The organism is Furfurilactobacillus curtus (genome assembly GCF_054657915.1).
The window spans coordinates 742440-769352 of record NZ_BAAHXU010000001.1; the positions used below are offsets into that span (position 1 = coordinate 742440).

Consider the following 26913-nt stretch of genomic DNA (forward strand, 5'->3'; position numbering starts at 1 on the left):
CATGTTATTGACTAGTGTAACTTTATCGTTCTAAGCTTCGCCGGTCATTAAGGGAACTACTTGCTCTGACAGCATCTTAATGTCAAATCCTTGTTCAACAAGGTCCAGCGCGTATGAATGCCTGGGCATAGACCGTTGACTCGTTAACACTGCTTCTACCCACCCCGACAAATCTGCTAATGATCGTTTTTCCACTAACGGGGTTTGCATCACGTCTTGGTGAAATGCAGGTGACACAACACAAGGGAGACCGGCACATTGGGCTTCTAACACCGAGATCCCAAATCCCTCAAAAATTGACGGAGCTGCTAACACATCCATTGCCTGCATAAAATCAGCTGTATGATTTTGCATGCCCATTAACTTTACTTTATCTGCCACGTTTAATTGCCGTGCATAATTTAGTAATTCTTCACGCATTTGTCCATCACCGATGATAAGCAATACTGCCCGCGGGGTTGTCTTTACAACAGTCGCCAATAGTTCAACTAAAAATAATGGATTTTTTTGCGACGATAAGCGAGCCACACTGCCAATTACCAATTTTCCTTCAAGACCTAGTTGCCGACGTAATCGTTGCCGAACATCTTGTCGATAAGCATAGTGAGATGTTTCAATCGCATTATTAACCACTCGAAAGTCTTGGCCGTTAAACATCCATTGTCCAGCAGCTTGACTACAGGCCACTTTAATAATTCCTCGACGATTAATCCGGTGTCGATTGATTTGATCTAACAACTGACTCAGTTTATGATCCCTTTCAATACCGTCATTGTGTGCGTGCGCAATAACCCGTGCTTTGGCGCACTTCAACCCAGCCAAAACACCAGTTAAATAGCTCCGGGAATTCAAATTATTATAAATGACTTGGTACTTATCGGACGTTACCAATTGACGAATCATCTGCCAATTTTTCAAAGGATGCGTTCGACGATTCACAACCTTAATAATCTGTCCACCTAATTGAACAATTTCATCTGCATAAGCAATCGATCGATCGGTGGACCAGTCGACAAAATCAAATTGGAATTGTTGATGATCTAACTGTCGATATAAATTCATTACATAAGCTTCAATGCCACCATAATTAGAAGTCATTCCTAGCTGTAAAACACGAATTGGACGCATGTTTTGTCCTCCATTGAACTAGTTGAAAAAATTGGTACGAAAAACTCACTCGCGGTATTAGCCAGCTAACGATTAAGGCCATTAACCACCCGTTAGGATTAAGTTAACTATTCCTGATTGGAACACGTGAATCATGAAATTAAAGAGATTCGTATTCAAAGACAGATAGGTTATTTGAATCATTACCCCACCTATGCAGAGTCCAGTCAAAAATAAGTCGCCAATTAACTGTCGCCGAGACTGATTTGCTGAACGACCTACATAAAGATAGGCCATTAAAGTGGGAAGGATAAATGTCAGACGAAGATAAACTGAATCCTTTGATATAAATGAGATTAATGCAACGACGCTTAGCAATAGCGCATAAGTATAGCCATCTTTATTTGTTAAGCCAGTTGTATGTCTGCGCAGCCATAAGATTAGGCTCATATAGCCAAAAACCATCAAATAGAACAGGCGAATCAGACGCATATATATACTGTTACTTAAATATTCTACATAGCTAACATCTCCTCCTTCGCCAAAATATGAACTACTTTTAGTGAGGAATAAATCGAACACTCCTAGTTGAGTCAATCCCACCAAGCCAATTGCGATGATCACAATCATGGCACTCAATTTAAATATGGCTCGAATAGGATTGGGACGCCAGTGAACCTTTAAAAGAAGCACCAAGCGCATCAAAACTATGATTAACCCAGCAACATGAACGGAGATCGCTAGCAAGTAAATCAACCAAGTTAAGAGTCCTCGGCGATGCGCCTCAAGGTCACGATAAATAGCTAGACTGGCTAGTGAAAATGACAGCACTGTCCGCACACCTAAATCCGCAATTGGAAATGGCATCAAGCATAAATAGATCAGGATACATTTCGTCATATTAATTTGATATTTATCACATAAGCGCGTAATAACGGTTAAATTGCAAAGAGAAGCAATCAACATGACGCCAAATGGCAATAATTGATTGTTCTGTGTCAATCCCACTAAGAAATAGATCAAGGGTTGAACAACAAATAATCCTTGCGATCCGTAGTTTTGCCAAATGTGTTCAAATGAATGTCCACGAAAATAATGATCGATCCAATAAAAGTAACGAGCCAAATCGGCCGTTTCACGACTAGGAACTAAGTTGTAAGCCATAATCCCAATTAATACGGCAATCACAACAACGTATAATTGTCGAAAACGGCGATCGTTTTGAACGGCCAGCGCGGCAAAAATCCCGCCAAATAATGGGTTTAAAAGCGTGATAATCATCGTTAATCCAGCTGTCATCTGCTCACCTATCTTATCTATTGATCATTTGTTCATACATCTGCTGCCATTGATGGGTGCCGTTTACGACATCAAAGCCAGCATTTTTAACCATCGCTTGAGCTTGAGCTCGATTAATATTCTGCGATTTTAGCCAATCAATTTGCTTCAACCAACTGTTTAAATCAGACAATGGTAAAAAGGACGCATTGATAAGCCCAGCCTCGGTCGTCACATGATCACTAAAAATCACTGGTAGTCCTGAGGTCTGTGCTTCGACACCGACCATTGGTAAACCTTCATATAATGAAGGCATTAATAACATATCTAATGCACTATAAAAGGCGTGAACATCTGTTCTTAATCCAGCAAAAACGACCGATTGAAGCAAATTATTTTCAGCGACCAATTGTCGTAAGGCTGCCTCGTCAGGCCCCTCACCTAGTAAAACAAGTTTCGCATTAATTCCAGATTGAATTAATCGTTGCAGAAGCTTTAATGAAAAGCTCTGGTTCTTAGTAGTTGTCAACCGACCAATATGACCCAAAACGACGGTTGTCTGATCAAAATGGTACTGAGAGCGAATACGTTGACGAGCCATTGCATCATATTTGTATTTGTTCGTATCAATTGCATTTGTTAATACGCGAAACTTCGCTGTTCCAAATAGCGTTTCACCTGCTAACTTTGAACAAGCAACATACTCGGTCGCATATTGCCGAGTGAAATGACTGAAAAGCCGATTTCGAAAGCTTTTTAACCTTGTTTGACTAAAAACAGAGTTGTGTGAATGGATAATTCGATGCTTAACCCCTTTAGTAACTCCCGCTGGTAAGCTAGCGCCCCAAATGGATGTCGCGTGATAATGTATGACCTGATAAGCATATTTTGATAACAAATCTCGAATGAATTTCTTTACTTGTCGATAATTTCGCAGGGAACCCGAATAGTAATGAACGCGCCCACCTAAGGCAACAATCTCCTCTTCATAGTCAGACTTAACGCTACGGGGAACGGCAAAATCAAATTGAATTTTTTGTCGATCTAATTGACGGAAGACATTCATAACAATACTCATTCGGCCGTTGCTACGATGCAAGGAGTCGGGGAAATGAAGAATTCGTACAGGTTGTGACTTATCCATAATCAGCCTCCTTTTATTCGCGCCAATAGGCAAGATAATGATGGCACGGCCGTTGGCGACGACGCGGATAATCTGCCATATAATCGCCAAAAACGCGAGTTAACACCTTCTTGTAATCTTGAATAACATTCAGCTGCGTCCCTTCGAAAGACAACGTGGTATAGTTTTTGAAGATCCCCGTCGGCAAAATTTCCGCCCCAGCTTCATCCAGCCTAATACCTGACCATTGCGAATTTTCAAATTCGTAATTTGCCATTGACGCTAATAATAGCCGCTTCCATTTATTGGTGGATTGACGCTTAGCTATCAAGTGAACAGGCATTAACTTAATTGATTTGACTAATGTCGTGTACCACTTGGTACCCGAATAATAAAAAGGTGTCGAGCATAAGAACCGTTCTTTCAACCAATGATTTTTTTTGAGAAAAAACATCTGCTGCTTTTTGCCGCTAGGAATACCATCAATCGGAAAAATATCAACGAACACGCCTAATTCGTGATAGCGATCAAAATGATAGCTAGTCTTCATAATTGTCCTTGGGTCAATCAATTTCGCATACGGGTAGAAATAATTTGGCAATTGCGGATCGAGGACTTGGTATTTATGCTGACGTTTTAAAATCTCCATTAATTTGATGAAGTCTGGCCGTGGCATCACAATATCCGCGTCATCATCCCAAGGAATGAAGCCATGATATTTAGCCGCGCCTAATAACGTTCCTCCTCCCAACGAATATCGTAAATTGTGTTGTTCACAAAGCTGGTGTAAGTACTGTAGCAATCCAAATAGAATTTTCTGTTGTTCTTTAAGTTCAATTGGCACCATATTAACGTCTCCCTCAGTTTTACCTTTGGCTACGAACTGTTTTATACGCCAGCGCTAAAATTAATTTGGGCATTAAACGAACTGCGCACCGGGTAACAATATTACCGAGGTAATCACTTAAGCTTAAATAATGTTGCCGATAAGCTGCACTTTGAAAATGCAATTCACGTCGCAAATAATACCAACCGCTACGGCGCTCCCAAAAGTGACTACCTGCACGCGCCCAAACTAGTGTTTCTTGCAAATTAGCAAATTTCATTTGTTGGCTAAGCATTCCTAACCACAAGTAATAGTCTTCGAAGGATGGCATTTCCGTGTAGCCGCCCAAGCTCATCACTGCTTCACGGCGAAAAGTCACAGCCATATGATTCATCGGGTTACGCCGCCGTGCCAATCGTTGGATAGCGGCTTGATCCATGGGTACTTTACGAATCCCTGTCACATCCTCAATGGCCGTCGCGAATTCACCAATCCAACTGCCAACAACACTCAGTTCGGGGTCCTCGGCAAATTTTTGGAGCGTTTTTTCCATACGCTCTGGAACATTGACGTCATCGCTATCAAAACGAGCAACTAACGATTCCCGACACATGGTCAACCCTTGATTCAATGACGCTGTCAAGCCCATTACCTGAGGGTTTTCTAAGTATACCCAATCAATGTGTCTATACTGACAAATACATTTATATTGATCAATCACGTCATCTAATTCAGAGATTCGACGGCCGTCTTTAACAATAATCATCTGCGCTGGCAATACTGTCTGATCAAAAATGCTCGCCAGTGCAGACTGAAAATGTTCCGGACGCTCGTTTTGATGAACAGCTATTAAGGCGCTATATTTGCGGTTTATTAATCCAATCATCAACGGGGCTCCTCCTCTAATTAACTGATCGATAACTTTTAATGTAGTGTGCGACACCTTGCCTTGGTGCAAATTGAACCTGATACCCAAGCGCGCAAATTTTCTCAATACTTGCACCAGAATCATAAATGTCACCGGCTCGCGGCTGACGGTAAGTTAGCCTAAGTGCCTGTTGACATATCGCTTCAAAATGTTTAATCATCGTTTTTAAACTAACTTGTTGTCCAGAGCCAACGTTATAGACATCATGAAGTGCTTGCTCATGAAGGATCAATAACTGTAAGGCCTTAATCACATCACTCACATAAACAAAATCACGCGTTTGTTCACCATCGCCAAAAATAGTAAACACTTTGCCTTGACGGATTGCAGCATGAATCAGTGACAAGACACCAGAATAAGGCGATTGCGGGTTCTGCTTAGGACCATAAACATTGAAAAATCTGGTCACAACTGTAGGAATGCCATAAAGCTTGCCATAACTGATAAGAAAGCGTTCTGTTGCATATTTATCGATGGCATACGGAGAAAGTGGTCTAATCGGCGAAGTTTCCTTCTTGGGTAGCGTTGGGTGATCTCCATAAACTGCTGCTGACGAAGCAAACAAGACCTTTTTCACTGGTAATTGATGGACGCGAATCACTTCCATAACGTGTAAATTAGCATTTTGATTAATTTCATGCGTTTCGTATGGTCGCTCAATAGCGTCCGCAACACTTGCCACTGCTGCGAGTAAAAAAATATAATCAAACTGCCAATCAATTAGTAATTTTTCCATAAACTCTTTGTTATTAATCGACTGATGAAAAAAATGTAGATGTCTAGAGACGGGTAAATTCTCCAACCTTCCCATCGATAAATCATCGACAACAACCACTTCATTATCTTCAATAAGCTCGTCAACTAGGTTCGAGCCAATAAAACCCGCCCCACCAGTTACCAAAATTTTAGCCGTTTTGATTTGCTGACTCATCGCGATCCCTCCCCTGTGATCACTGTTTTTAAGGTGGCCAAGAAAATATGTCCATCCATTCGAAGACTAAGATGATCAATATAGTACTTATCTAAAGCAGCTTTTTCCGCAGGATTAAGATCATAGCCACCATGAACTTGGGCATAACCACTCAAACCAGGTTTAACGCGTAACCGCTGCTCAAAGCCGGGATAGGTTTGGGCAAATTCTCGGGTAAATTCCGGTCGCTCAGGTCGTGGACCGATTAAACTCATCTGACCGCTCAGCACGCTCAATAATTGCGGTAATTCATCAATTCTAGTTTTCCGTAAGAAGCGCCCGACGTTTGTTACCCGTGAATCCTTCTTTTCAGCCCACTGAGCACCATTTTTTTCAGCATCTTGACACATGGTTCGTAATTTCAGAATGGTTAAGGGTCGGCCTTGTAAACCCAGGCGTTCTTGTTTGAAAAAGGCTGGCCCCGCAGAATCTAGCTTAACTGCCAGCGCAGCAATTAAAACAATTGGCAATCCAAGAATAAAAAGTGGCAAAACAAACATTAAATCCAATAGCCGCTTAATCGGCAAATACCAGGACCAAGCAGCCGGCATAAGGTCGAATTCAACTACTTGAGAAAGGTTTTGTTTTTCCATGATGCTCCTCCTTAATTTTGTCTGCGTATTATGTTATTCGCTACCAGCAGAATTCATAGCATAGCCTAACAAGTTAGCATCAGCCATCTGCAGCAACTCGATAGAGCGGTCCACGGACATTTTGGTCGTATGTCCTTGTCGGATAACCAGTACCACTCCATCAACTTGGCTTGCTAAAACTTGAGTATCTGAAACATCCATTAACGATGGCACATCAATGACAACCAGATCATAAACTTGCTTGAATTGCATAAGAAGATGGGGTATTCTTTCCGTTTTAATTAAACTGACATCATTTTTGATGCCTGTCCCACTGGTCATAATTGATAGATTTTCAATGTCACTATCCTGAATATCCCGTTGATAATTTACTTGCCTAGTTAACAGAGCATCTCTCAAGCCTCGATAATCTTGTTTTTGAAAAATTTTATGCATGCTAGGATGCCTGAAATCCGCATCAATTAGCAGAACTCGTTGCCCCTGACTAGCCCAAGCAATCGCCATATTAGCCGCAATAATTGAACGTCCATCACCACTTTCAGGCGATGTAAACATAATCGAATTAGCAGCCTGATTCATCATCGAAAAAGTAATGTTGGTGCGTAACGTTTGGAGTTGTTCTGCCACCGGCGAACGGGAGCTGACCGTAATTAACCTGTTTGACAAATCTAGCGACTTCCTTTTTGACTTACTAAATAATTTCATACGTATTCTCCAAAAAGTTAATAAAGATAACTTATTTATTTTGCAATCTAATGTCTGTGTTCAATCAACCCGATATGGCCTAAATTTTTCAAGCGCCAGTGATCAATGAGATAATTATCCGTTTTAATCGTTTGATCCATCAATTCGCGGGCTAATATCAGCCCCATACTAATTAAACAACCAGCCACTAAACCAGCGATCATGAATAATTGCTGACTCGGTGATGTGCGAACACTGTGCACATCGTCAACAATCACAGCAACATTGTCCATCCCCATCATTTTCTTTGTGTCAGCTTTGTAAACGCTTCCAAGACGTTTGGCAACCATTTGTGCTTGGGCTGCCTTATCAGCAGCAACGTTAATCGTTAATACGCGAGAACTTTCTTCACCGTCAACCGTAATAGCTCGCTTAAGCTGATTTACAGATAAGCTTTTTGCCCATTTTGCTTGGCTTTTCTTAAGCGTGTCACTTACGTCTTGCAAAACAACTTGATTGGTAACTAAATCTTTATAAGTACTAACTAACTGTGATGCTGTCTGTTGGTCAATTGCTGTGCCATTTTGATTTTCGCCGACCGGACCTTGCTTACGGATCAAAATCTGCGTCGTTGCTGTATATTCGGAGTTAATTAAAAATTTTGCGGCGGCGAAGCCCGCTCCTCCACAAAGTACACTGCTCACAATAATCAGCCAGAATTTTTTTCTTAATAGCTGTACAAGCCATTTTAGCTCCATCAGGTTATCCACCAATAACACCTCCATAATCGTCGATTTTTATGACATTTATCACAAACACAATGATCATCGTACATTCCAAGAGTTTGATTTCAGTTAACGGGGCGCATAATCCGTAAAATCATAAATTAAAGCATCAACCTCAACGCGTAAGGAATGTGCGAAAACAATCGTTTATTTTCAAATCCTTATCGTTATTTTAATGATATATTAACGGATCTTGAATAGTCTGTAAATTTTTAGCTATGGTAATCATTAGATATGTCGAAAATAGATTCATAGGAGTGCGCTGAGAAAGGCTTTTTAGCGAACTTTTTTTTAATATATTCATTTACTTTTCTTTTGTCATTTTTTTAAAAATTGATCTTATCATTACAATTATTTAAATAACAAAAATAAACTCGGCTACTTTAATCTCCATCTTTCAATCATGAATAATGAATAATAATTAATTATCTATCCACATCATGACGATCAATTTGGAGGAAGACAGCTAACAGGCTACGCCAATTTTTTCAAATTTATCAGTAAATAATTGTGACTGCTGGTACATATTGGCTCTTGTTTGCAAAATATTTATCCGTGTTTATCAAACAAAAAAAGAACCAACAACAAACAATCTGTTGTTGGTTCTTTTTTTAGCTTCTAATGCAGCTCTTTGTACAACTTTAAGTAATGTGTAAATCAACGATTTTGCGTATGCGAGGCAACATTGATCCGATTAATTGCTCGACGCAAGGCAACCTCTGCCCGGCGTAGTTCGTCAGCATCATGTGCCTGTTGAGCATGTTCAATTGCTTGTTGTGCACGAGTTCGCGCACTTTGCGCACGGTCAACATCAATATTACCCTGCGTTTCCGCAGAATCTGCCACAATTGTCGCGACGTTATCAGAGAATTCAACAAAACCACCATTAACAGCAATTTCATCTTCCGCGTTTTGATCATGTTTGACACGAACTTCATCAATTTCCAACGCCGCAATTAGCGGAACGTGGTTTGGCATAATTCCGATTTCACCGTTGGTTGTTTTCGCCACAAACATGGTAGCCTCATGATTATCGTAACTCGTTCCATCCGGGGTCACAATCGTAACCGTCAGTTGAGGTTCAGCCATTGGTTACGCCCCCTTAGTTACTACCTTGTAGTTGTTTGGCCTTTGCAACAGCTTGATCAATCGTACCGACCAATCGGAAGGCCTCTTCAGGTAGGTCATCATACTTCCCGTCCAAGATGGCCTTAAAGTCTTTAACCGTATCTTCAACAGGAACATATTGTCCATCAATTCCTGTAAATTGAGAAGCAACGGAAAATGGCTGACTCAAGAAATTCTGAATTCGACGAGCACGTGCCACAACCGTCTGCTCTTCATCCGACAATTCGTCCATCCCCAAAATAGAGATGATATCTTGTAGCTCGTGATATCGTTGCAGAATCTGTTGGACTTGTGTGGCAACTTCGTAATGATCTTGTCCCACAATTTCGGGAGTCAACGCCGACGAAGTTGATTCCAACGGATCCACGGCCGGATAAATTCCTTGTTGCGTCAAGTAACGTTCCAAGTTAGTTGTCGCATCCAAATGAGCAAAAGTGGTTGCCGGCGCCGGGTCAGTATAGTCATCGGCAGGCACATAAACCGCCTGAATGGATGTAATTGAACCCTTTTGTGTAGAAGTAATTCGTTCTTGTAGTTGACCCATTTCTGTCGCTAAGGTTGGTTGATAACCAACGGCTGACGGGATTCGTCCAAGTAACGCAGAGACTTCTGAACCAGCTTGAGTAAACCGGAAAATGTTGTCGATAAACAGCAACACATCCTGTCCCTTGACATCACGGAAATATTCCGCAATCGTCAACCCAGTCAACGCCACTCGCATCCGGGCACCAGGTGGCTCATTCATTTGTCCATACACCATGGCGGTCTGCTTCAAAACGCCAGACCCTTTCATTTCAAAGTACATGTCATTGCCTTCACGAGTACGTTCACCAACACCGGTGAATACTGAAATCCCGTTATGGCCTTGGGCAATATTGTGAATTAGTTCTTGAATCAGAACTGTCTTACCAACACCAGCCCCTCCAAAGAGGCCAACCTTACCACCACGTACATATGGAGCAAGTAAATCAATCACTTTAATTCCCGTTTCGAGAATTTCAGTACTTGTTGCGAGTTGGTCATACTCTGGCGCTTCCCGATGAATCGGATTGCGTTTTGCATCTGGACCAAACTCTGCTCCGCCGTCGATCGGTTCTCCGAGGACGTTAAATACCCGACCCAATGTATCTTCACCAACGGGCACTGAAATTGAGCCACCTGAGTCCTCAACTTCCATGCCACGTTGTAAGCCATCCGTTCCATCCATCGCAATTGTCCGCACGACACCGTCCCCTAGTTCCAAGGTGACTTCAACCGTGAGATCCTTTTGATTGGGACGTTTAACCAGTAATGCATTGTTAATTGCAGGTAACGAACCATCTAGTGGAAATTCAACGTCAACAACGGGGCCGATAACTTGAACAACTTTACCAGAACTCATTCGCGTATCTTCCTTCCGTCTTAATAATTACCGTTGACAAGCCTTTACTTGTCAATCGGGATTAACTTCCTATTCCAATGCTGCCTGCCCACCAGTGATTTCAGTGATCTCAGTAGTAATTGCACTTTGACGTGCACGGTTATATTGAAGACTAAGATTACCGATTAGGTCATGAGCATTATCCGAGGCAGTTTGCATCGCAGTCGCACTTGACGCATGCTCCGAAGTTTTACCGTCCAGAATAGCTCCATAGACGAGGCTTTCGGCATACTGTGGTAAGACCACCTGCAAAATTTCTTCAGCGGATGGTTCTAACTCATATTCCGGAGTAATGTTAATTCCTGCTGCCGCGGCTTTTGCAGAACCACTCTCATCGCCGTCTGGTTTTGTATCTATAACCGTGTCACTAGTGATTGGTAACATTCGTGTGGAACGAAAACGTGATGTCAGTCGGTTAACAAAATGACTATAACAAACATATAACTCATCAAAGACGCCATTGTTATACATTGCCACCACAGTTTTCACGATTTCTCTAATTTCAACAAATGTTGGGACATCACTGACACCACGATATTCATAAGCCACGTTTAAACCACGCTTTTTATAAAAGTCAGCGCCAGTGCCACCAATAGCTAAGACAACATAATCGTTCTGACTACCACCATGTTGGTGCATAAAGTCATTCGTAGATTTAATGATATTACTATTATAACTGCCAACTAGGCCGCGATCTGAAGTAACGACTAACAAGCCAGTTTTTTTAACTGGGCGTTGTGTCATTAAACCACTAGCAGGTACATCATCATTGGAACTAGTACTGGGCGTCGAAACGGACCCACTATCTAGTAAATGAGAAGCAGCAAGGTGAGTCACAACGCTTTCAACCTTTGCTGCATAAATTTGATACCCACTCGTATGGTGTTGGATCTGACTAAGCTTAGAGGTTGAGACCATCTGCATCGCTGTTGTGATTTGAGCCGTTTTTTGCGTCGAACTAATCCGGCGTTTCACTTCGTTTAGTGCTGCAGGCATTTGCTCACCTTCCTTTCAACCTATTTAGTGGCTTCCGTAGCTGCTTTAGTTGGTTGAAAAGAATCAACAAATGCGGACATTGCAGCCTTCATATCGTCATCATCTGGTAAATTCCCAGTTGACCGAATGGTATCCAATAAATCAGCATGTTTCGCATCAAAATTATCAAACAGCTCGCTTTGGAAGCGCGCGATATCCTCAATGGCAATTTTATCAATGTACCCATGCGTCAAGGCATATAAAATGATAACCTGCTTTTCAACAGCTAATGGTGCATGCAATGGTTGCTTTAGCACCTCAATCGTTCGTTGTCCACGATTCAAACGGTCCTGAGTTGCTTGATCCAAGTCAGAACCAAACTGCGCAAATGAAGCGAGTTCGGCATAAGAAGATAAATCAAGCCGTAGTGTCCCAGAAACCTTTTTCATAGCTTTAACTTGAGCATCACCACCAACCCGGGAAACAGAAGTACCCGCGTCAATGGCTGGTCGAATACCAGAATAAAATGAATCAGAATTCAAGAAAATTTGACCGTCAGTGATAGAAATCACGTTGGTTGGGATATAGGCTGACACATCACCGGCCTGAGTTTCAATGATTGGCAAAGCTGTCATCGAACCGCCGCCCATTTCATCACTCAATTTGGCTGCTCGTTCGAGCAAACGTGAATGTGTGTAGAAGATATCTCCAGGATAGGCCTCACGACCAGGTGGCCGACGAAGAATTAAGGAAAGCTCACGATAAGCGACAGCCTGTTTTGATAGGTCATCATAGATGATTAAGACATGTTTACCATTGTACATGAATTCTTCACCCATCGCGGCTCCCGCGTAAGGGGCTAAATAGAGCATTGGTGCAGGTTCTGAAGGCCCTGCAGAAACAACAATTGTGTAATCCATCGCCCCAAGTTGCCGAAGCGTCTCTACTTGAGCACGAACGGTTGATTCCTTTTGTCCAATCGCCACATAAACACAAATCATGTTTTGATCTTTTTGATTAACAATTGTATCAATCGCCAGTGATGTCTTCCCTGTCTTCCGATCGCCAATGATCAATTCACGTTGACCACGACCAATCGGAACCAAGGCATCAATGGCTTTTATACCAGTCTGTAATGGTTCACTGACAGATTTACGTTGCATAACTCCAGGCGCCTTAAACTCAACAGGACGGGTGTGATCAGTCTTAATCTCACCTTTTCCGTCAATTGGTTGACCCAAAGAATTTACAACCCGCCCGATTAACGCGTCGCCGACAGGAACTTCCATAATCCGACCAGTCCGTTTAACGGACGATCCCTCTTGAATCCCGTCATAAGCTCCTAAAATCACGATTCCGACATCGTCAGATTCGAGGTTTTGAACCATTCCGTACACGCCATTTTCAAATTCGAGCAGTTCACCAGCTAATGCATTATCCAGACCATGAGCACGAGCAACCCCGTCACCGACGTAGGTTACTGTTCCCGTCTCTTCAACGGTCAGCTCCTCTTGATAGTTCTCAAGCTGTTGTTTAATGAGAGCGCTGATTTCTTCAGCTTTGATGCTCATGCGGATCTCACCTCTTTACAAAGATTTTTAACGCGTCAACGTTTGTCGCAGACGGTTTAGTTGGTTACGAATTGAGCCATCAATTACCGTATCGTTAGTATTGATAATCACACCACCAATAATGGCAGGATCGATAACGACATTCAATCGGACTGTTTTCGCACCAACACGTTTAGCCACGCTGGCCATCAAACGTTGTTGCTGGTTCATATCTAAAGCAACAGCAGTTGTGACGTCGGCCGAGACCACTTGATTTTGTTCATCGTAGAGCCGTTTGAACTCATCAATGATTGCGACCGTATCATTCAAGCGGCCGTAGTCAAAAAGCATTTGCAAAAAATTATGAACAAGGGGACTTGCCCCATCTAGCAAAGGCTTTAAAAGGGCTTCTTTTTCAGGATTCTTCAACCCAGCACCAGTTAAAATCGTGCCAAGGTTCGGGATGGCTTGAAAAACGCCTTGAATTTGAACGAGCTCGTTATTAATCGACTCTACTTGATGCTGCTCATTAGCCGTATCAAACATTGCTCGGCCATAACGACGAGCAACTTGCGATTTAGCGAGTTTGGTCATCTTTTCCCAACCCTTCAATGTAAGAATCAATTAATGCTTTTTGATCATTAGCATCTAACTGCTTATGAATGATCTTGGAAGCAATCTCAATAGATAAGTCCGCAACATCATTGCGGGCACTTGCTAACGCGTCTTGACGCTGCTGCTCAATATCAGCAGTTGCCGATTCACGTAGCTGTTGCGCGTCACTTTGAGCTTTAGTAATGATTTGATCACGCTGCTTGCTTCCTGCATCTTTGGCATCAGCCAAAATAGTTGTCGCCTCTTGATGAGAATTGGCCAACGCATCTTGGCGTTGTGTAGCAAGACTTTCAGCATCTGATCGTGACTTTTCCGCAGCGTCAATATCATTAGCAATTTTTGTGGCTCGGTCAGACATCATTTTGTTAACCGGTTTCCATGCAAAAATTTTAACTAACCACATTAATAGGACAAAAGCCACCATGTAAAACAGCATGTCACCATAATCAAATCCGCTCGCTGACGCCAGTATTAATGGTGAAAACATCTATTGACACCTCCTCTAGTTAGAATTTGTATGTCTTCACAATTCAAACTACTTGTTCATAACTAAGAAGGCAATAACGATCGCAATGATTGGCATGGCTTCAATCAAACCAACCCCAATGAACATTGTTCCCCGCAGTTGACCGGACATTTCAGGCTGACGAGCCATCCCATCCAAAGTCTTTGAAATAACCAGGCCGTCACCGACACCGGCACCAATGGCAGCCGCACCAGCGGCAATTCCAGCAGCAATTGCACCCATAATATTGAATCCTCCTAAGATTTTTATTCCTCTACTGTCACTTTTCGAGAAATGTATACCGTGCTTAAGGTTACAAAAACATAGGCTTGGATCGCTCCGATAAAGACTGAGAACCCTTGCCAAGCAATCTCGAGTGGTAACGCCACAATCATAGTTGGCAACCCATGTGAGAAAGCCATACTACCGAGTAACTTCAGTAGCGTTTCACCAGCGAAGATGTTCCCGTAAAGCCGCAAAGCTAACGTTAACAGGTTCGTGAATTCTTCGATAAGGTTAATCGGCAATAAAGCAGCAAATGGCTTTAAATACGCATTTGACAGATAACCGCCGAAACCAAACTTCACCACACCCAGAAAGTGCGCTAACGCTAGTGTAACCATTGCCATCGTTAACGTAATAACTGGATCTGCAGTTGGGCTACGTACATAATCGACCCCATTAACTCCAACCTGCAAGAATAGACCAAATTCATTGGCAAAAAATACAAATAGGAACAGCGTAAATGCAAATAACCCTAACTGACCACCGTCACGTCCAGGTAGTTGACCACGAACGATTCCGTTCGTGAAATCAATCACCCATTCCAAGATATTTTGTCCACCTGTTGGTTTCAATGTTAATCGTCTAGATAAAAAGAAAACGAAACCAAACACCAATGCGAACGCAATTGTCACTGAAATAATGTTAGCAGTGTGAAAAGTCAGCCCCAAAAATTGGAAGGAATCCACTAAATATCACCTCTTTTCGTAACCTTAATATCTAACAATATCGTGAACCAGTCCAACTCTGACCGAATAGTCCAAAAATTGAGCGTTTGCTGTTCAAAATACAGAGTTATGATACCACCATTGAAAATCAATCGCAAAAGAATTTACACTTCATCAAAGTCCTGTCATCCTTAGAGCCACAAGTTTCCCATCAATTAGAAAGCGGTTCCATCTGCTTACTGAAAATAATTTACATTTTTCTCTCACGTTCCATTTTTGTTTCAAAGCGTTGCTCCACTCTAATTCTGCTCTCGTGATTGCATTTTTTAAAACCAATTTAATTGTCCGCTAAAAATATTTTAGCTGATTAAATAACAAGTTAACCAGCCAATTTTTGATTAATTATTGCATTCTTATTCTGGACCAGCTGAGATCATTCGACAGCCTTAAAATGGCCAATCAGCTGGGTTTAGTGTGTACTGGTAGCCGCCAAAACTAGTTCAAATTTTCAAAGTCAAACACCACTGGATGAAAAATTAAAAAATCCTTATCTCCGCCTACATTTTGGAGTAAGGATTTTATACAAGATCAACGACTAGTTATGCTATATTTACACATCTTTTATATTCCAGTCACGATTTACTCAAGGATAGCTTAAAGTTATTTAGTCCCAAATAAACGATCACCTGCGTCACCTAAGCCTGGCACAATATAACCATCTTCATTGAGGCTTTCATCCAAGGCAGCAGTGTAAATATCTACATCCGGGTGTGCTGCTTGTAAAGCTTTTACACCTTCAGGTGCTGCCACCAAACACATAAATTTAAAATTATTAGCACCACGTTGTTTGAGCGCATCAATTGCCATGATCGCTGAACCACCAGTAGCCAGCATTGGATCAACGACAAAGATTTGCCGTTGATCAATATCTGCGGGCATTTTTACAAAATATTCCACGGGTTGAAGCGTTTCCTCATCCCGATACATCCCGATATGACCAACTTTGGCTGCCGGAATCAAGTTTAAAAAACCGTCAACCATCCCTAATCCAGCCCGTAAAATTGGCACAATCGCTAATTTTTTACCAGCTAATTGCTTTTTAATCGTCGGACCGATCGGCGTCGTCACTTCAACATCTTCCAATGGCATGTCCCGCGACACCTCGTAGGCCATCAACGTTGAGATTTCATTGACAACTTCTCGAAAAACCTTCGTGCCTGTCTCTCGATTACGAATAATCGTTAATTTATGCTGAATTAGTGGATGATCAAGAACCTGAAATGTTCCCATGCGGTGCCACGCTCCTTTTATTTTCTGCTCTCAATTTTAGTCGATTTTTGTGGCAAACGCGAGCACAAACGGTAATTAATTCACATTAATTGGATGAGCTGCTGTTAAAGCCTGAACCCGCTGCGATACAAATTTCGCAACCACCTCATCTGCAGGATGTTGAATCATTTGCAAAATAAGGGCCGCAACTTCTTCACATTCATTTTCATTAAAGCCCCGGGTTGTGATGGCTGGCGTTCCAATCCGTAAACCAGAAGTGACTTGAGGTCCCTCGGGATCATTTGGAATTGCCTCTTTATTTGTCGTGATTGACACAGCGTCTAGCAGGTCCTGTAAGGCCGCCCCAGTCAATGCTGTGTCCGTCAAATCTAGCGTCATTAAATGGTTGTCAGTCCCGCCAGTTAGTAGCCGGACATGTTCATCAGCGTTAAAGACCGCCGCCATTGCTTGTGCGTTACGAATGACTTGTTCACCGTAAGTCTTAAATTCTGGCTGTAATGCTTCACCCAAAGCAGCTGCTTTACCGGCAATCACATGTTCCAGTGGACCACCTTGTGTTCCCGGAAAAACGGCCGAATTGAGCTTTTTGGCATATTGAGCTTTGGCAAGAATCATACCGCCCCGCGGGCCACGCAATGTTTTGTGGGTCGTGGTAGTCACAACATCAGCATATGGAACTGGGCTTGGATGCAGGCCAACGGCGACAAGACCGGCAATATGGGCCATATCAACCATCAACTTGGCCCCCACCGAATCGGCAATTTCACGAAAGGCTTTAAAATCAATTGTGCGACTGTACGCGGAGGCGCCTGCCACGATCAATTGTGGCTGTACCTCTTGAGCTTGCTCACGGATTGCCTCATAATTCAGTCGCTGTGTCTTGGGATCAACATGATAGGGATAAAAGGTGTAAGTTTTTCCGCTAAAGTTAACCTTCGAACCATGGGTCAAGTGACCACCATCATCCAGCGCCATCCCCATGACGACATCTCCAGGTTTTATCAAAGCGCTATAAGCTGCCATGTTAGCTTGAGAACCGGAATGTGGTTGCACATTGGCATATTCAGCACCAAACAGTGTTTTCGCTCGATCAATCGCGAGTTGCTCGACCACATCAATATATTCACAGCCACCGTAATAACGGCGTCCTGGGTAACCTTCGGCATATTTATTGGTTAATACTGAACCTTGAGCTGCACGAACCGCATCTGAAGCAATATTCTCTGAAGCAATTAGTTCAATCGTTCCTTGTTGCCGCTGGCCCTCATGTTCAATGGCTTGCCACAGTTCTGGATCTGTTGTTTGATAACTCATGGTCAGTTCCTCCTCAAAACAATCATCGAAATCTATTGCCTCATTTTACCGCACTGAACTTTGAAGAGGCAATTTTATCTCAATAATCAGCAGCACCTTGAACGTATGAACGCCCTGTTTAGAGACAAAAAAAGAACCTAGCCACATGTGTTGCTGGGTTCGAGTAAATATGAATTGAATTTATTCATCACCAGCGATATTTTGCGCTAACGTTTGAATCGACTAAGGTTCAAAGAAGACATTTCCCGCTGACTTTTTTAATCGGTTCATGTACGCGAGGCCAAGATTTTTTGGCGTAAAGCCTTCAGCCAAAATGTAATGAATTGTTGGCTCATCATCAAAATGTCTCAAACCGGCAAATAATAAATGGCTAGCCGACGTTACATCCTTACCTAGTGAAAAAACTTCTACATTGCTCGGCAAGGTCAGATCGGTCAGTCGCCCCGTCGTTGCCATCACCCCAACTTTGCTCGATTGTTTTTTTGCCCACTTTAGGGCCGCCGACCAATCCTCATCATTCACGATTTCCACCTGAGCAGCTGGGGCATAATGCTTATACTTCATCCCCGGTGCCTTAGGCGTTTCCTTAATCCCAACCTGATGAACCTCCGTTGCCACCGGTGTATGAATCACCGCTTCGATCTGTGCGGCGGTCACTGCCCCAGGTCGTAAAATAGCTGGTTGTGACGTTGACATATCAAGTACCGTCGACTCCACACCAACTTTAGTCGCACCATCGTCAAGAATCCCCGCAATCTTACCATGGAGATCATGATAAACATGTTGGGCAGTAGTCGGACTAGGTTTCCCGGAGGTGTTCGCCGATGGACCAACAATTGGATGCCCGAACGTCTTAATCAAAGCTAATGTAGTTTCATTTGCCGGAAAACGAAATGCCGCCGTTGTTAAACCACCAGTAACCGTTTTTGAAAGAACATTAGGTTTTAGGTTAAAAATCATGGTCAAGGAACCCGGCCAAAAAGTTGCCATTAATTGCTGAGCCCCTTCAGATAATGGTTCAACTAGCCGTTTGACGGTTTCGATATCTGCCACATGTACAATTAGGGGATTGTCACTTGGTCGCCCCTTCGCCGCGTACACCTTTTTAACTGCTGCTTCATTCAATGCATCGGCCCCTAAACCATAAACGGTCTCTGTTGGAAAAGCCACCAACTCGCCCTTAGCCAAGGCTGAAGCAGCTTGATCAATTTCGGCCGTCGAAAAAATTTGTGTTTTCATGCTAGTTATCCCCTTTTACTCAAATTAACTCGATTCTTCAAAGTCGAACCCGAATCATCCGATCATGTCCCGTCACATCTTGTTTCAAGGATACGTCCGCTTGTGGGATGGCATTTTTCATTAACGCCACTACCGCCGGACCCTGCGCAAAACCAATTTCAAAATAGGCTGCGCCATTGGGAGACAAGTGATCAACCAATTGAGCAGCGATCCGTTCATAAATGGCTAAACCATCATGAGCAGCGAACAATGCCTCATGCGGTTCATAATTTAGGACACTCTCATCCATCAATGATTGTTCACGCTGACTGATATATGGCGGATTACTAATGACTAGGTCAAAGGATTGCTCGTTCACTGGAGTGAAGAGATCGCCCACCCCCCAGTTGAGCTTCGTATTTAACGCCAACGCGTTGTGTTGTGCAACGGCAACAGCGGCTGCACTGATATCGGTAGCAGTTAACTGCCACTGCGGCCGTTCCAGTGCTAACGTAATCGCTAACGCGCCGCTACCAGTCCCAATATCAAGCACCCGTTTTAGGGAAACTTTTCCCCAATCGCTGAGCACCCAGTCAATTAACTCTTCTGTTTCAGGACGAGGAATTAGTACGGCTGGAGTAACCTGAAATGGTCGTCCATAAAAAGTAGCCTTACCTACCACATATTGTTCAGGCTCACCTGCTACGATCCGGTTAACCGCTTGTTGATAAGCTGTCCACTGTGTCGTTGTTAAAGTATCACGCAACGATAGGAGCAGTTTGGTGCGTGACCACCCAAAAAGATCTGACATAATCACTTCGGGCAACTGTCCCACATCCTCAATTGACTTATTCGTGACAGCTTTAAAACACGAAAAAGCCCACTGCTGGGCTTCGATCACAGTTGGATTAGCCATGATTCAATTCTTCCATCTTTTTGGCTTGTTCATTCAACAATAATGCTTCAATAATTTCATCGAGTTCGCCGTTCATCACCCGATCTAATTTATTCAGTGTCAAATTAATTCGATGATCTGTCACACGGTTTTGTGGAAAATTATAGGTCCGAATTCGTTCAGAACGATCGCCGGTCCCCACAGCTGTTTTACGTTGTTCATCGTATTCATTTTGTTCCCGCGAAGCATAGTAGTCGTAAACCCGTTGTTTAAGGATCTCCATCGCTTTTGCACGGTTTTGTTGCTGAGATCGCTGGTCCTGCATAGAAACAACTACCCCGGTCGGCAAGTGGGTCATTCGCACTGCTGAACTGGTTTTGTTAATATGTTGACCGCCAGCACCAGAAGAGCGAAACACATCTGTCCGAATATCTTTTGGATCCAAATCAATATCAACATCTTCATATTCGGGCATCACACCAACTGTCGCCGTGCTCGTGTGTACACGCCCGGCCGATTCGGTGACTGGGACTCGCTGCACACGATGAGCACCATTTTCAAACTTCAACTTGGAATAGACTTTCTCACCCGTAATCATGAGGACAATTTCTTTAAAACCGCCCACTTCGGTCGCATTCTCATCAATGACTTCGACATTCCAGCCTTGTCGCTCAGCATAACGGGTATACATGTTAAAAAGATCGGCGGCAAATAAGCTTGCTTCATCACCGCCAGCAGCGCCATGAATTTCCATAATAATGTTTTTATCATCATTCGGATCTGACGGTAACATCAAGACGGTAATCTCTTGTTCCAATTGTGTCTTTTCTTCGTCAAGGTCTTTCAATTCATCTTTGGTCATGGCCTCCATTTCTGGATCCAACTTTTCTCGTAGCAAGTCATTATCGTCATTAATTTCCGTCATAACCTGTCGGTAACGCCGATATTTCGTTACTGTTTCCCGAATGCTACCTTCCTCTTTTGACAATGCCATAAAACGATCTGAATCAGCAATAACTTCAGGATCACTCATTAATTCATTCAATTCTTCATAACGGTCAGCCACCGCCTGTAATTTATCAAACATTTCATCCATAATTATTTGGTCTCCTCAACATGAAACTGGGCTTGACTCATCGGGGGGTTGAAATAATGCTCTCGACAAACCGGGTAATAACTTTCATTACCGCCGATTTGGACCTGCTCACCTTCATACACCGGCTGGCCATCATGCACCCGTAAGTTCATGATGGCCTTTTTTCGGCAGAACCAGCAAATTGTCTTCATTTCCTCAATCTTGTCAGCGTAAAGCAGTAAGTACTTTGAGCCTTCAAACAGTTCATTTCTAAAATCATTTTTTAAACCAAAAGTCATCACTGGAATACGCAATTGGTCAACGACTTTGGTTAACTCTAATATATGATGCTTTTCTAAAAACTGTGCTTCATCAACCAAGACACAGGCCGCAGATGGATCAATTCTAGTGACAGCCTCATAGATATCTGTCGTCGATTGAATCGCGTGAGCAGGTCGTTTAAGACCAATCCGACTGGAAACAAAGCCAGCTCCATCTCGTGTATCCACGGCACTGGTCATAATAATGACTGACTTTCCTTGTTCTTCATAGTTATGGGCGACTTTTAAAATCTCAATCGTTTTGCCCGAATTCATCGCGCCAAAACGAAAAAATAACTGTGCCATGTCGATTTACTCCTGCTCAAAATTTTGTCGCCTTTCATTATAGCGAATCATTGCCCCAATGAACAGGCTTCTCGACCCCTGGCGAAGCAAGCCGGGTAATACTGAACACTAACAAATCAGCAATAGCATTTCTTAATCAGCGCTTAAACCTGAGCTTCCTCAGCCAGTTTATTTGACGAATGTGCTAAACTACAAAGGTTAATTACAGTGTTGAAGGAGTTCTTTTATGTCATTAAAAAGCGGCGTGGCCACGGCGGTCGGCAAATCATCTTATTGGTTCTTACACACATTTTTACACGGTGGTTCTTCCCTGCCAGGCAAACTGGCGACGCGTATTGATCCTGAATTGTTGAAGACCCTCGGACAAAATTATGACGTCATTGTGGTCACAGGTACAAATGGTAAGACCTTGACGACAGCACTGACAGTTCGCGTTTTACGCGAAAAATATACGGATGTTTTAACCAATCCGACGGGATCCAATATGGAACAAGGTATCGTTGGCACTTTTCTTCATGCAAAACGTCCACGTGGTCAACGCCCCTTAGCAATTTTAGAAGTTGATGAAGCTAACGTCATCAAGGTTACTCAATATATCAAACCGATCGCCTTTGTGCTAACTAACATCTTCCGCGATCAAATGGATCGATATGGCGAAATCTATACAACGTATAAAAAAATTCTCGATGGAATTAAACTAGCACCAGATGCAACGATTATTGCTAACGGCGACGCTCAGTTATTTAATTCTGTTTCACTGCCTAACCCCAAAATTTTCTACGGCTTTAATCATCTGCCTAAAGCTGACATAACTGCCCCGGTGAATACCGATGGCATTTTGTGTCCCATCTGTCAGCACATTTTGCATTATCACTTCATGACTTATGGCAATTTAGGCGATTATTTCTGTCCCCATTGCGGTTTTCATCGGCCAGAATTGACCGATGCTGTTACCAAACTTGGCGCGATGACTCCGACTAGCTCAGTGTTTGAAATTAATAATCAACCTTATGAAATTGGTATTGGCGGTTTGTACAACATTTATAATGCACTCGCTGCCTTTGCAGTCGGTCACTTTATGGGTGTGAGTGATGATCAGATACGGCTGGCTTTTACGAGCGATGAACGTGTCTTCGGTCGTCAAGAAGAAATTCATGTTGGCGACAAAGATGTGACGTTGATTTTGATTAAAAATCCAGTCGGTGTTAACCAAGTCATTGATATGATCTTAACGGAACCAGATCCTTTCTCATTCGTTGGCCTGCTGAATGCAAATTATGCGGATGGGATTGATACAAGCTGGATTTGGGACGGTGAATTTGAAAAACTAGGCGCCGCGGGTAGCGGTCAACAGCCAAAGATCAAAGCTTTCATGACCGGCGGCGAACGTTATAAAGATATCACCTTTCGTCTGAAAGTGGCCGGTGTTGATCATCCGATTATTGAGCCTGATCTCAGCGAAGTGGTAGGCAAAATCAAGACATTACCAACTAAGAAAGTTTATGTGCTGGCAACCTATACCGCTGTTTTGCAACTACGAAAACAATTTGCCAGTAAAGGTTTAATTAAGGAAGGAATGGGTGCTTAATGGCAAAATACAGTTTAACCATCGCTCACTTATATGGCGATCTCATGAACACCTATGGCGACGTTGGCAATATTCTGGCCATGAACTATTACGCTGGTCAGATGGATACCGAAATTCAGACCACGCTGATCAGTCTTGGTGATGATTTCCGGGAAACTGACTATGATATCGTCTTCTTTGGTGGTGGTCAGGACTTCGAACAAACGATTGTGGCCAAGGATCTTCCCAGTAAGGCTACGGCCATCACAAATTTCATCGAGTCTGGTGGGCCAACCTTGGCAATCTGTGGTGGTTTCCAATTACTCGGCCAGTACTACATTGGTGCGGACGGTGAAAAAATCACTGGAACTAAATCGATGTCACACTATACAAAAAATCAACATGATCATCGATTCATTGGTGACACGATTATTCAGGATGAACAAACTGGTGAAGTCTACCATGGTTTTGAAAATCATCAAGGCATGACTTTTTTAGGTGAAGATGAAGCGCCCCTAGGCGTTGTTTCAGAAGGCGCTGGTAATAATGGTATGGATGGTACAGAGGGGGTCCACTATAAGAACGTCTACGGTACTTATTTCCACGGACCGATTTTGACTCGCAATGGCGATATTGCCAAACATCTGCTCGTAGAAGCACTAAAACGAAAGTATCCCGCACAAGATTTTTCAGCATTTGAGGCCATGGAAATCCCAGCAACATTCTAGCCGCAATGACACAATAAGTTGCGATAAATGCACGATTACGAAAAACAAATGGCACGATCCACTCGAAATGAAATCGAATGGATCGTGCCATTTTATTTAACAAAACAGCGTTAACGATCTTTAATTCATGGTCAGCGACCGCTTCAGCCACGCCTCATCATTGGGATCTTCTGAACCACGTTGGTGCTTGTCAATGCCGGCAATAGCCGTCATTTGCGCATCAGTGAGTTCAAAATCGAAGACATCAATATTCTCAGCGACGCGGGCTTGGTGAATTGATTTTGGAATGACGATAATTCCGCGTTGGATATGCCAGCGGAGAATCACTTGCGCCACACTCTTATTGTGTGCAGTAGCAATTTCATTTAAAACAGGATCTTTCAAAACGCCACCTTTGCCTTGTCCCAAGGGCCCCCAAGCTTCATGGGCGATGCCCAAGTTGGCCAAATACTCATGCAATTGAGTTTGTTGGAAATAAGGATGGGTTTCAATCTGATCGACGGCTGGCGTGATCTTGGCCGTCGTCAATAATTGATCCATTTGCGGTTGTTCAAAATTAGACACCCCAATAGCCTTAATCAGACCATCATTGTATAGATCTTCCATCGCTCGCCATTTTTCATTATAGCCAGCACTCGGCCAATGAATTAGATACAAGTCTAAATAATCCGTTTGCAACCGTTGTAGGCTTGCCTTAAACGCAGTAATCGTGTCATCGTAAGTTTGAACACTATCCCATAATTTAGAGGTAATAAACAAATCTGATCGTTTAACATCACTAGCCGCTAACGCCTCACCCACCCCAGCTTCGTTATGATAAATGGCAGCTGTATCGAAATGGCGATAACCATCAGCCAGTGCATACTCAATCGAGTGACGTAAATCATTTTTATCTTCAACCAAGAAAACACCCAAACCTAATTGGGGAATTTTGGTCCCATTGTTCAAGGTCACATTTTCCATTATTTGTTCCTCCTTTTCGATTCCACCACCTAGTCTAAATCATTTGGAACAAATAGTCAGGCCATAATGTGTTCCCAACTAATAATACCTTTTCTGAACATCCGGCCTGACAAATTCACTTAGTTTTTTTGTTCAAAAACTCGCTGAGCAAGGGCAAAATTTCCAATGGTCGCTGACCCATTTTCCTCAACTAACGGCATCACAATATATTGATCTAGATCGCCTAGATCAATATATCCATTAACCAATTCAGTGAATTCATGACGAACCTTCGTTAATAAGGTTGGGTTCATCACGCCACCACCAAAAATCACTTTATCTGGTCGTAGTACCATTGTTGCCTGCTCAGCTGCTTGAGCAATATAAAAAGCAATAATATCCCAAACATGATTTGTCAATGGCACTTTAGCTCCTGGAATTCCCAGTCGAGCCTCAAAGGTTGGGCCAGATGCCACTCCTTCTAAACAATCACCGTGATAAGGACAAACGCCTTCAAAATCAAGGTCATCTGGATGTCGCTTCACGTGCGTATGTCCCATCTCAGGATTACCAGCATGCCCAATAAACCGGCCATTTTCAATTGCCCCAGCACCAATACCTGTCCCCACCGTAAAGTAAACTAACGAAGTGACCTCATCATGGTGCTGTTGATAAGTAATATACTCACCAAAAGCTGATCCATTTACATCTGTAGTCCAGTACATCGGTACAGTTAAGTTCTTTTTTAAATAACCAAGGACATCGGTGTCGGACCAATTCGGCTTAGGTGTTGTTGTAATATAACCATATTTGTCAGCAGTCGGTCTCATTTCAATTGGGCCAAAGGAAGCGACTGACAACGCGGCTAAATCATCAAAACGTTTAAAAAAATCAACTGTCGTGGATAATGTTTCCTGCGGTGTTGTCGTCGGAAATACAACCCTCGCCACAACCTGGCGCCGTTCATCCCCAACAGCACAAACAAACTTGGTCCCACCAGCTTCAATACTTCCAAACAACATGTCACTTTCGCCTCATCCTATTTTTTTGTCATCCATCATTAATTTCAATGATGTTATAAGCTCGCGTATCATATAAATTACGGCTCTTCGAATATTCAATATTTTTGCCTAAACTAGTCCATACAACTTGCTCAATTTCTAAAATCGGAGTGTTTATTTTTGCACCCAAATATTTAACGTCTAAATCCATCGCTTCTGCAGCCTGGATTCGTCGCCGCGCGCCACCAAAATCAATTTTTAAATCTTCGTGCAGATACCGGTAAATAGAACCCTTAACTACCGATTCTGACAATGATGGCATCATTTCAACAGGCATATAAGTATGTTCCAAAATAAACGGTTGCCCATCTAATAAACGCAAACGAATAATATCATATAGTGGGGTCGTTGTTGCCAAGCTTAAACGCTGATAAACAATCTCTGGAACATTACTCGTGCTCGTGAAACGAATGATCTTACTCGTTACATGAGCACTGCCTTGCTGCATTGTTAAACCGTCAAACGCATTGGCTGGCGCATCACGCGATTCCAGTAAATCTGTGCCACCCAATACAATGGTGCCCAGACCGGACTTTTTAAAAATTTGCCCATCATGGGTCAAGACATCTAGAGCACGTTTAATTGTCATTTTACTAACAGAAAATTCAGAGGCTAATTCTTCTTGTTTCGGGAGTAATGATTGTGGTGGATATAAACCGTTTTCAATGCGTTTTTGAATTTGTGACACAACATATTGGTATTTTTTCATCAGTAATTTATAGCCCTTTACCTTAATAATTATCAGTCTGCCAACAAGGTG

The 26913-nt window shown here is 42.7% G+C and carries 28 protein-coding genes; 2 read left to right on the forward strand and 26 right to left on the reverse strand.

The window, feature by feature from the left end; all coding sequences use genetic code 11:
- Positions 1-30: 30 nt before the first annotated feature.
- The 23 genes from ACYQ0Y_RS03810 to ACYQ0Y_RS03920 form a co-directional block, all read right to left on the reverse strand.
- Complete coding sequence (locus tag ACYQ0Y_RS03810; RefSeq protein WP_407883698.1) at positions 31-1128, reverse strand: glycosyltransferase; 1098 nt, start codon at positions 1126-1128, stop codon at positions 31-33.
- Between the two features lie 81 nt (positions 1129-1209).
- Positions 1210-2406, reverse strand: a complete 1197-nt coding sequence (locus ACYQ0Y_RS03815) for a hypothetical protein (RefSeq protein ID WP_407883700.1) — start codon at positions 2404-2406, stop codon at positions 1210-1212.
- 13 nt (positions 2407-2419) lie between these two features.
- A complete protein-coding gene (locus tag ACYQ0Y_RS03820) occupies positions 2420-3529 on the reverse strand; it encodes a glycosyltransferase (RefSeq protein WP_407883702.1) in 1110 nt (369 codons plus the stop codon).
- Between the two features lie 13 nt (positions 3530-3542).
- A complete protein-coding gene (locus ACYQ0Y_RS03825; RefSeq protein WP_407883704.1) occupies positions 3543-4355 on the reverse strand; it encodes a LicD family protein in 813 nt (270 codons plus the stop codon).
- A 19-nt stretch (positions 4356-4374) separates the two neighbouring features.
- Positions 4375-5220 (reverse strand): glycosyltransferase, encoded by an 846-nt coding sequence (locus ACYQ0Y_RS03830; RefSeq protein ID WP_407883706.1) that lies wholly within the window; start codon positions 5218-5220, stop codon positions 4375-4377.
- A gap of 16 nt (positions 5221-5236) precedes the next feature.
- A complete protein-coding gene (locus ACYQ0Y_RS03835; protein ID WP_407883708.1) occupies positions 5237-6193 on the reverse strand; it encodes an NAD-dependent epimerase/dehydratase family protein in 957 nt (318 codons plus the stop codon).
- Positions 6190-6825, reverse strand: coding sequence for a sugar transferase (locus tag ACYQ0Y_RS03840; protein WP_407883710.1), 636 nt, complete (start codon positions 6823-6825; stop codon positions 6190-6192). The genes ACYQ0Y_RS03835 and ACYQ0Y_RS03840 overlap by 4 nt, the downstream gene beginning before the upstream one ends.
- Before the next feature lie 33 nt (positions 6826-6858).
- Positions 6859-7491, reverse strand: a complete 633-nt coding sequence (locus ACYQ0Y_RS03845) for a CpsD/CapB family tyrosine-protein kinase (protein WP_407883712.1) — start codon at positions 7489-7491, stop codon at positions 6859-6861.
- Positions 7492-7577: 86 nt separating this feature from the next.
- Positions 7578-8279 (reverse strand): YveK family protein, encoded by a 702-nt coding sequence (locus tag ACYQ0Y_RS03850; protein ID WP_407883714.1) that lies wholly within the window; start codon positions 8277-8279, stop codon positions 7578-7580.
- 672 nt (positions 8280-8951) lie between these two features.
- On the reverse strand, positions 8952-9383 hold the full coding sequence (locus tag ACYQ0Y_RS03855; RefSeq protein WP_407883716.1) for a F0F1 ATP synthase subunit epsilon: 432 nt from the start codon (positions 9381-9383) through the stop codon (positions 8952-8954).
- Between the two features lie 13 nt (positions 9384-9396).
- Positions 9397-10803 carry a F0F1 ATP synthase subunit beta gene (gene atpD, locus ACYQ0Y_RS03860; protein WP_407883718.1) on the reverse strand — a complete coding sequence of 469 codons (1407 nt, stop codon included), beginning with the start codon at positions 10801-10803 and terminating at the stop codon, positions 9397-9399.
- Positions 10804-10872: 69 nt separating this feature from the next.
- Positions 10873-11838, reverse strand: coding sequence for a F0F1 ATP synthase subunit gamma (locus ACYQ0Y_RS03865; RefSeq protein WP_407883720.1), 966 nt, complete (start codon positions 11836-11838; stop codon positions 10873-10875).
- Between the two features lie 20 nt (positions 11839-11858).
- Complete coding sequence (gene atpA / locus ACYQ0Y_RS03870) at positions 11859-13388, reverse strand: F0F1 ATP synthase subunit alpha (RefSeq protein ID WP_407883722.1); 1530 nt, start codon at positions 13386-13388, stop codon at positions 11859-11861.
- 27 nt (positions 13389-13415) lie between these two features.
- Positions 13416-13961, reverse strand: coding sequence for an ATP synthase F1 subunit delta (atpH, locus tag ACYQ0Y_RS03875; protein ID WP_407883724.1), 546 nt, complete (start codon positions 13959-13961; stop codon positions 13416-13418).
- Positions 13945-14469: a F0F1 ATP synthase subunit B gene (atpF, locus tag ACYQ0Y_RS03880; protein ID WP_407883726.1), complete on the reverse strand. Its 525-nt coding sequence runs from the start codon at positions 14467-14469 to the stop codon at positions 13945-13947. The genes atpH and atpF overlap by 17 nt, the downstream gene beginning before the upstream one ends.
- Positions 14470-14517: 48 nt before the next feature.
- Complete coding sequence (gene atpE, locus ACYQ0Y_RS03885; protein ID WP_407883728.1) at positions 14518-14730, reverse strand: F0F1 ATP synthase subunit C; 213 nt, start codon at positions 14728-14730, stop codon at positions 14518-14520.
- Between the two features lie 23 nt (positions 14731-14753).
- Positions 14754-15458: a F0F1 ATP synthase subunit A gene (gene atpB / locus ACYQ0Y_RS03890; protein WP_407883730.1), complete on the reverse strand. Its 705-nt coding sequence runs from the start codon at positions 15456-15458 to the stop codon at positions 14754-14756.
- Positions 15459-16097: 639 nt separating this feature from the next.
- Entirely contained in the window at positions 16098-16727 is a 630-nt protein-coding gene (gene upp / locus ACYQ0Y_RS03895) for a uracil phosphoribosyltransferase (RefSeq protein WP_407883732.1), read from the reverse strand.
- A 75-nt stretch (positions 16728-16802) separates the two neighbouring features.
- Entirely contained in the window at positions 16803-18041 is a 1239-nt protein-coding gene (gene glyA, locus ACYQ0Y_RS03900) for a serine hydroxymethyltransferase (RefSeq protein ID WP_407883734.1), read from the reverse strand.
- A gap of 222 nt (positions 18042-18263) precedes the next feature.
- Entirely contained in the window at positions 18264-19280 is a 1017-nt protein-coding gene (locus tag ACYQ0Y_RS03905; RefSeq protein WP_407883736.1) for an L-threonylcarbamoyladenylate synthase, read from the reverse strand.
- 37 nt (positions 19281-19317) lie between these two features.
- Positions 19318-20175 carry a peptide chain release factor N(5)-glutamine methyltransferase gene (prmC, locus tag ACYQ0Y_RS03910; RefSeq protein ID WP_407883738.1) on the reverse strand — a complete coding sequence of 286 codons (858 nt, stop codon included), beginning with the start codon at positions 20173-20175 and terminating at the stop codon, positions 19318-19320.
- On the reverse strand, positions 20168-21250 hold the full coding sequence (gene prfA, locus ACYQ0Y_RS03915) for a peptide chain release factor 1 (RefSeq protein ID WP_407883740.1): 1083 nt from the start codon (positions 21248-21250) through the stop codon (positions 20168-20170). Before prfA ends, prmC begins: the two co-directional genes overlap by 8 nt.
- Before the next feature lie 2 nt (positions 21251-21252).
- A complete protein-coding gene (locus ACYQ0Y_RS03920) occupies positions 21253-21855 on the reverse strand; it encodes a thymidine kinase (protein ID WP_407883742.1) in 603 nt (200 codons plus the stop codon).
- A gap of 226 nt (positions 21856-22081) precedes the next feature.
- Between ACYQ0Y_RS03920 and ACYQ0Y_RS03925 the strand changes: the two genes are divergently transcribed.
- Both ACYQ0Y_RS03925 and ACYQ0Y_RS03930 read left to right on the forward strand, forming a co-directional pair.
- Complete coding sequence (locus ACYQ0Y_RS03925) at positions 22082-23443, forward strand: MurT ligase domain-containing protein (RefSeq protein ID WP_407883744.1); 1362 nt, start codon at positions 22082-22084, stop codon at positions 23441-23443.
- The gene (locus ACYQ0Y_RS03930) at positions 23443-24150 is read left to right on the forward strand and encodes a type 1 glutamine amidotransferase (protein WP_407883746.1); all 708 of its coding nucleotides are present in this window, start codon (positions 23443-23445) and stop codon (positions 24148-24150) included. Before ACYQ0Y_RS03925 ends, ACYQ0Y_RS03930 begins: the two co-directional genes overlap by 1 nt.
- A gap of 120 nt (positions 24151-24270) precedes the next feature.
- Here ACYQ0Y_RS03930 and ACYQ0Y_RS03935 read toward each other — a convergent pair whose 3' ends face one another.
- The 3 genes from ACYQ0Y_RS03935 to ACYQ0Y_RS03945 all read right to left on the reverse strand — a co-directional run bounded on the left by ACYQ0Y_RS03935 (position 24271) and on the right by ACYQ0Y_RS03945 (position 26862).
- A complete protein-coding gene (locus tag ACYQ0Y_RS03935) occupies positions 24271-25113 on the reverse strand; it encodes an aldo/keto reductase (RefSeq protein ID WP_407883748.1) in 843 nt (280 codons plus the stop codon).
- A gap of 119 nt (positions 25114-25232) precedes the next feature.
- On the reverse strand, positions 25233-26114 hold the full coding sequence (gene scrK / locus ACYQ0Y_RS03940) for a fructokinase ScrK (RefSeq protein ID WP_407883750.1): 882 nt from the start codon (positions 26112-26114) through the stop codon (positions 25233-25235).
- A 28-nt stretch (positions 26115-26142) separates the two neighbouring features.
- Positions 26143-26862 (reverse strand): GntR family transcriptional regulator, encoded by a 720-nt coding sequence (locus ACYQ0Y_RS03945; RefSeq protein WP_407883752.1) that lies wholly within the window; start codon positions 26860-26862, stop codon positions 26143-26145.
- Positions 26863-26913 lie beyond the last annotated feature (51 nt).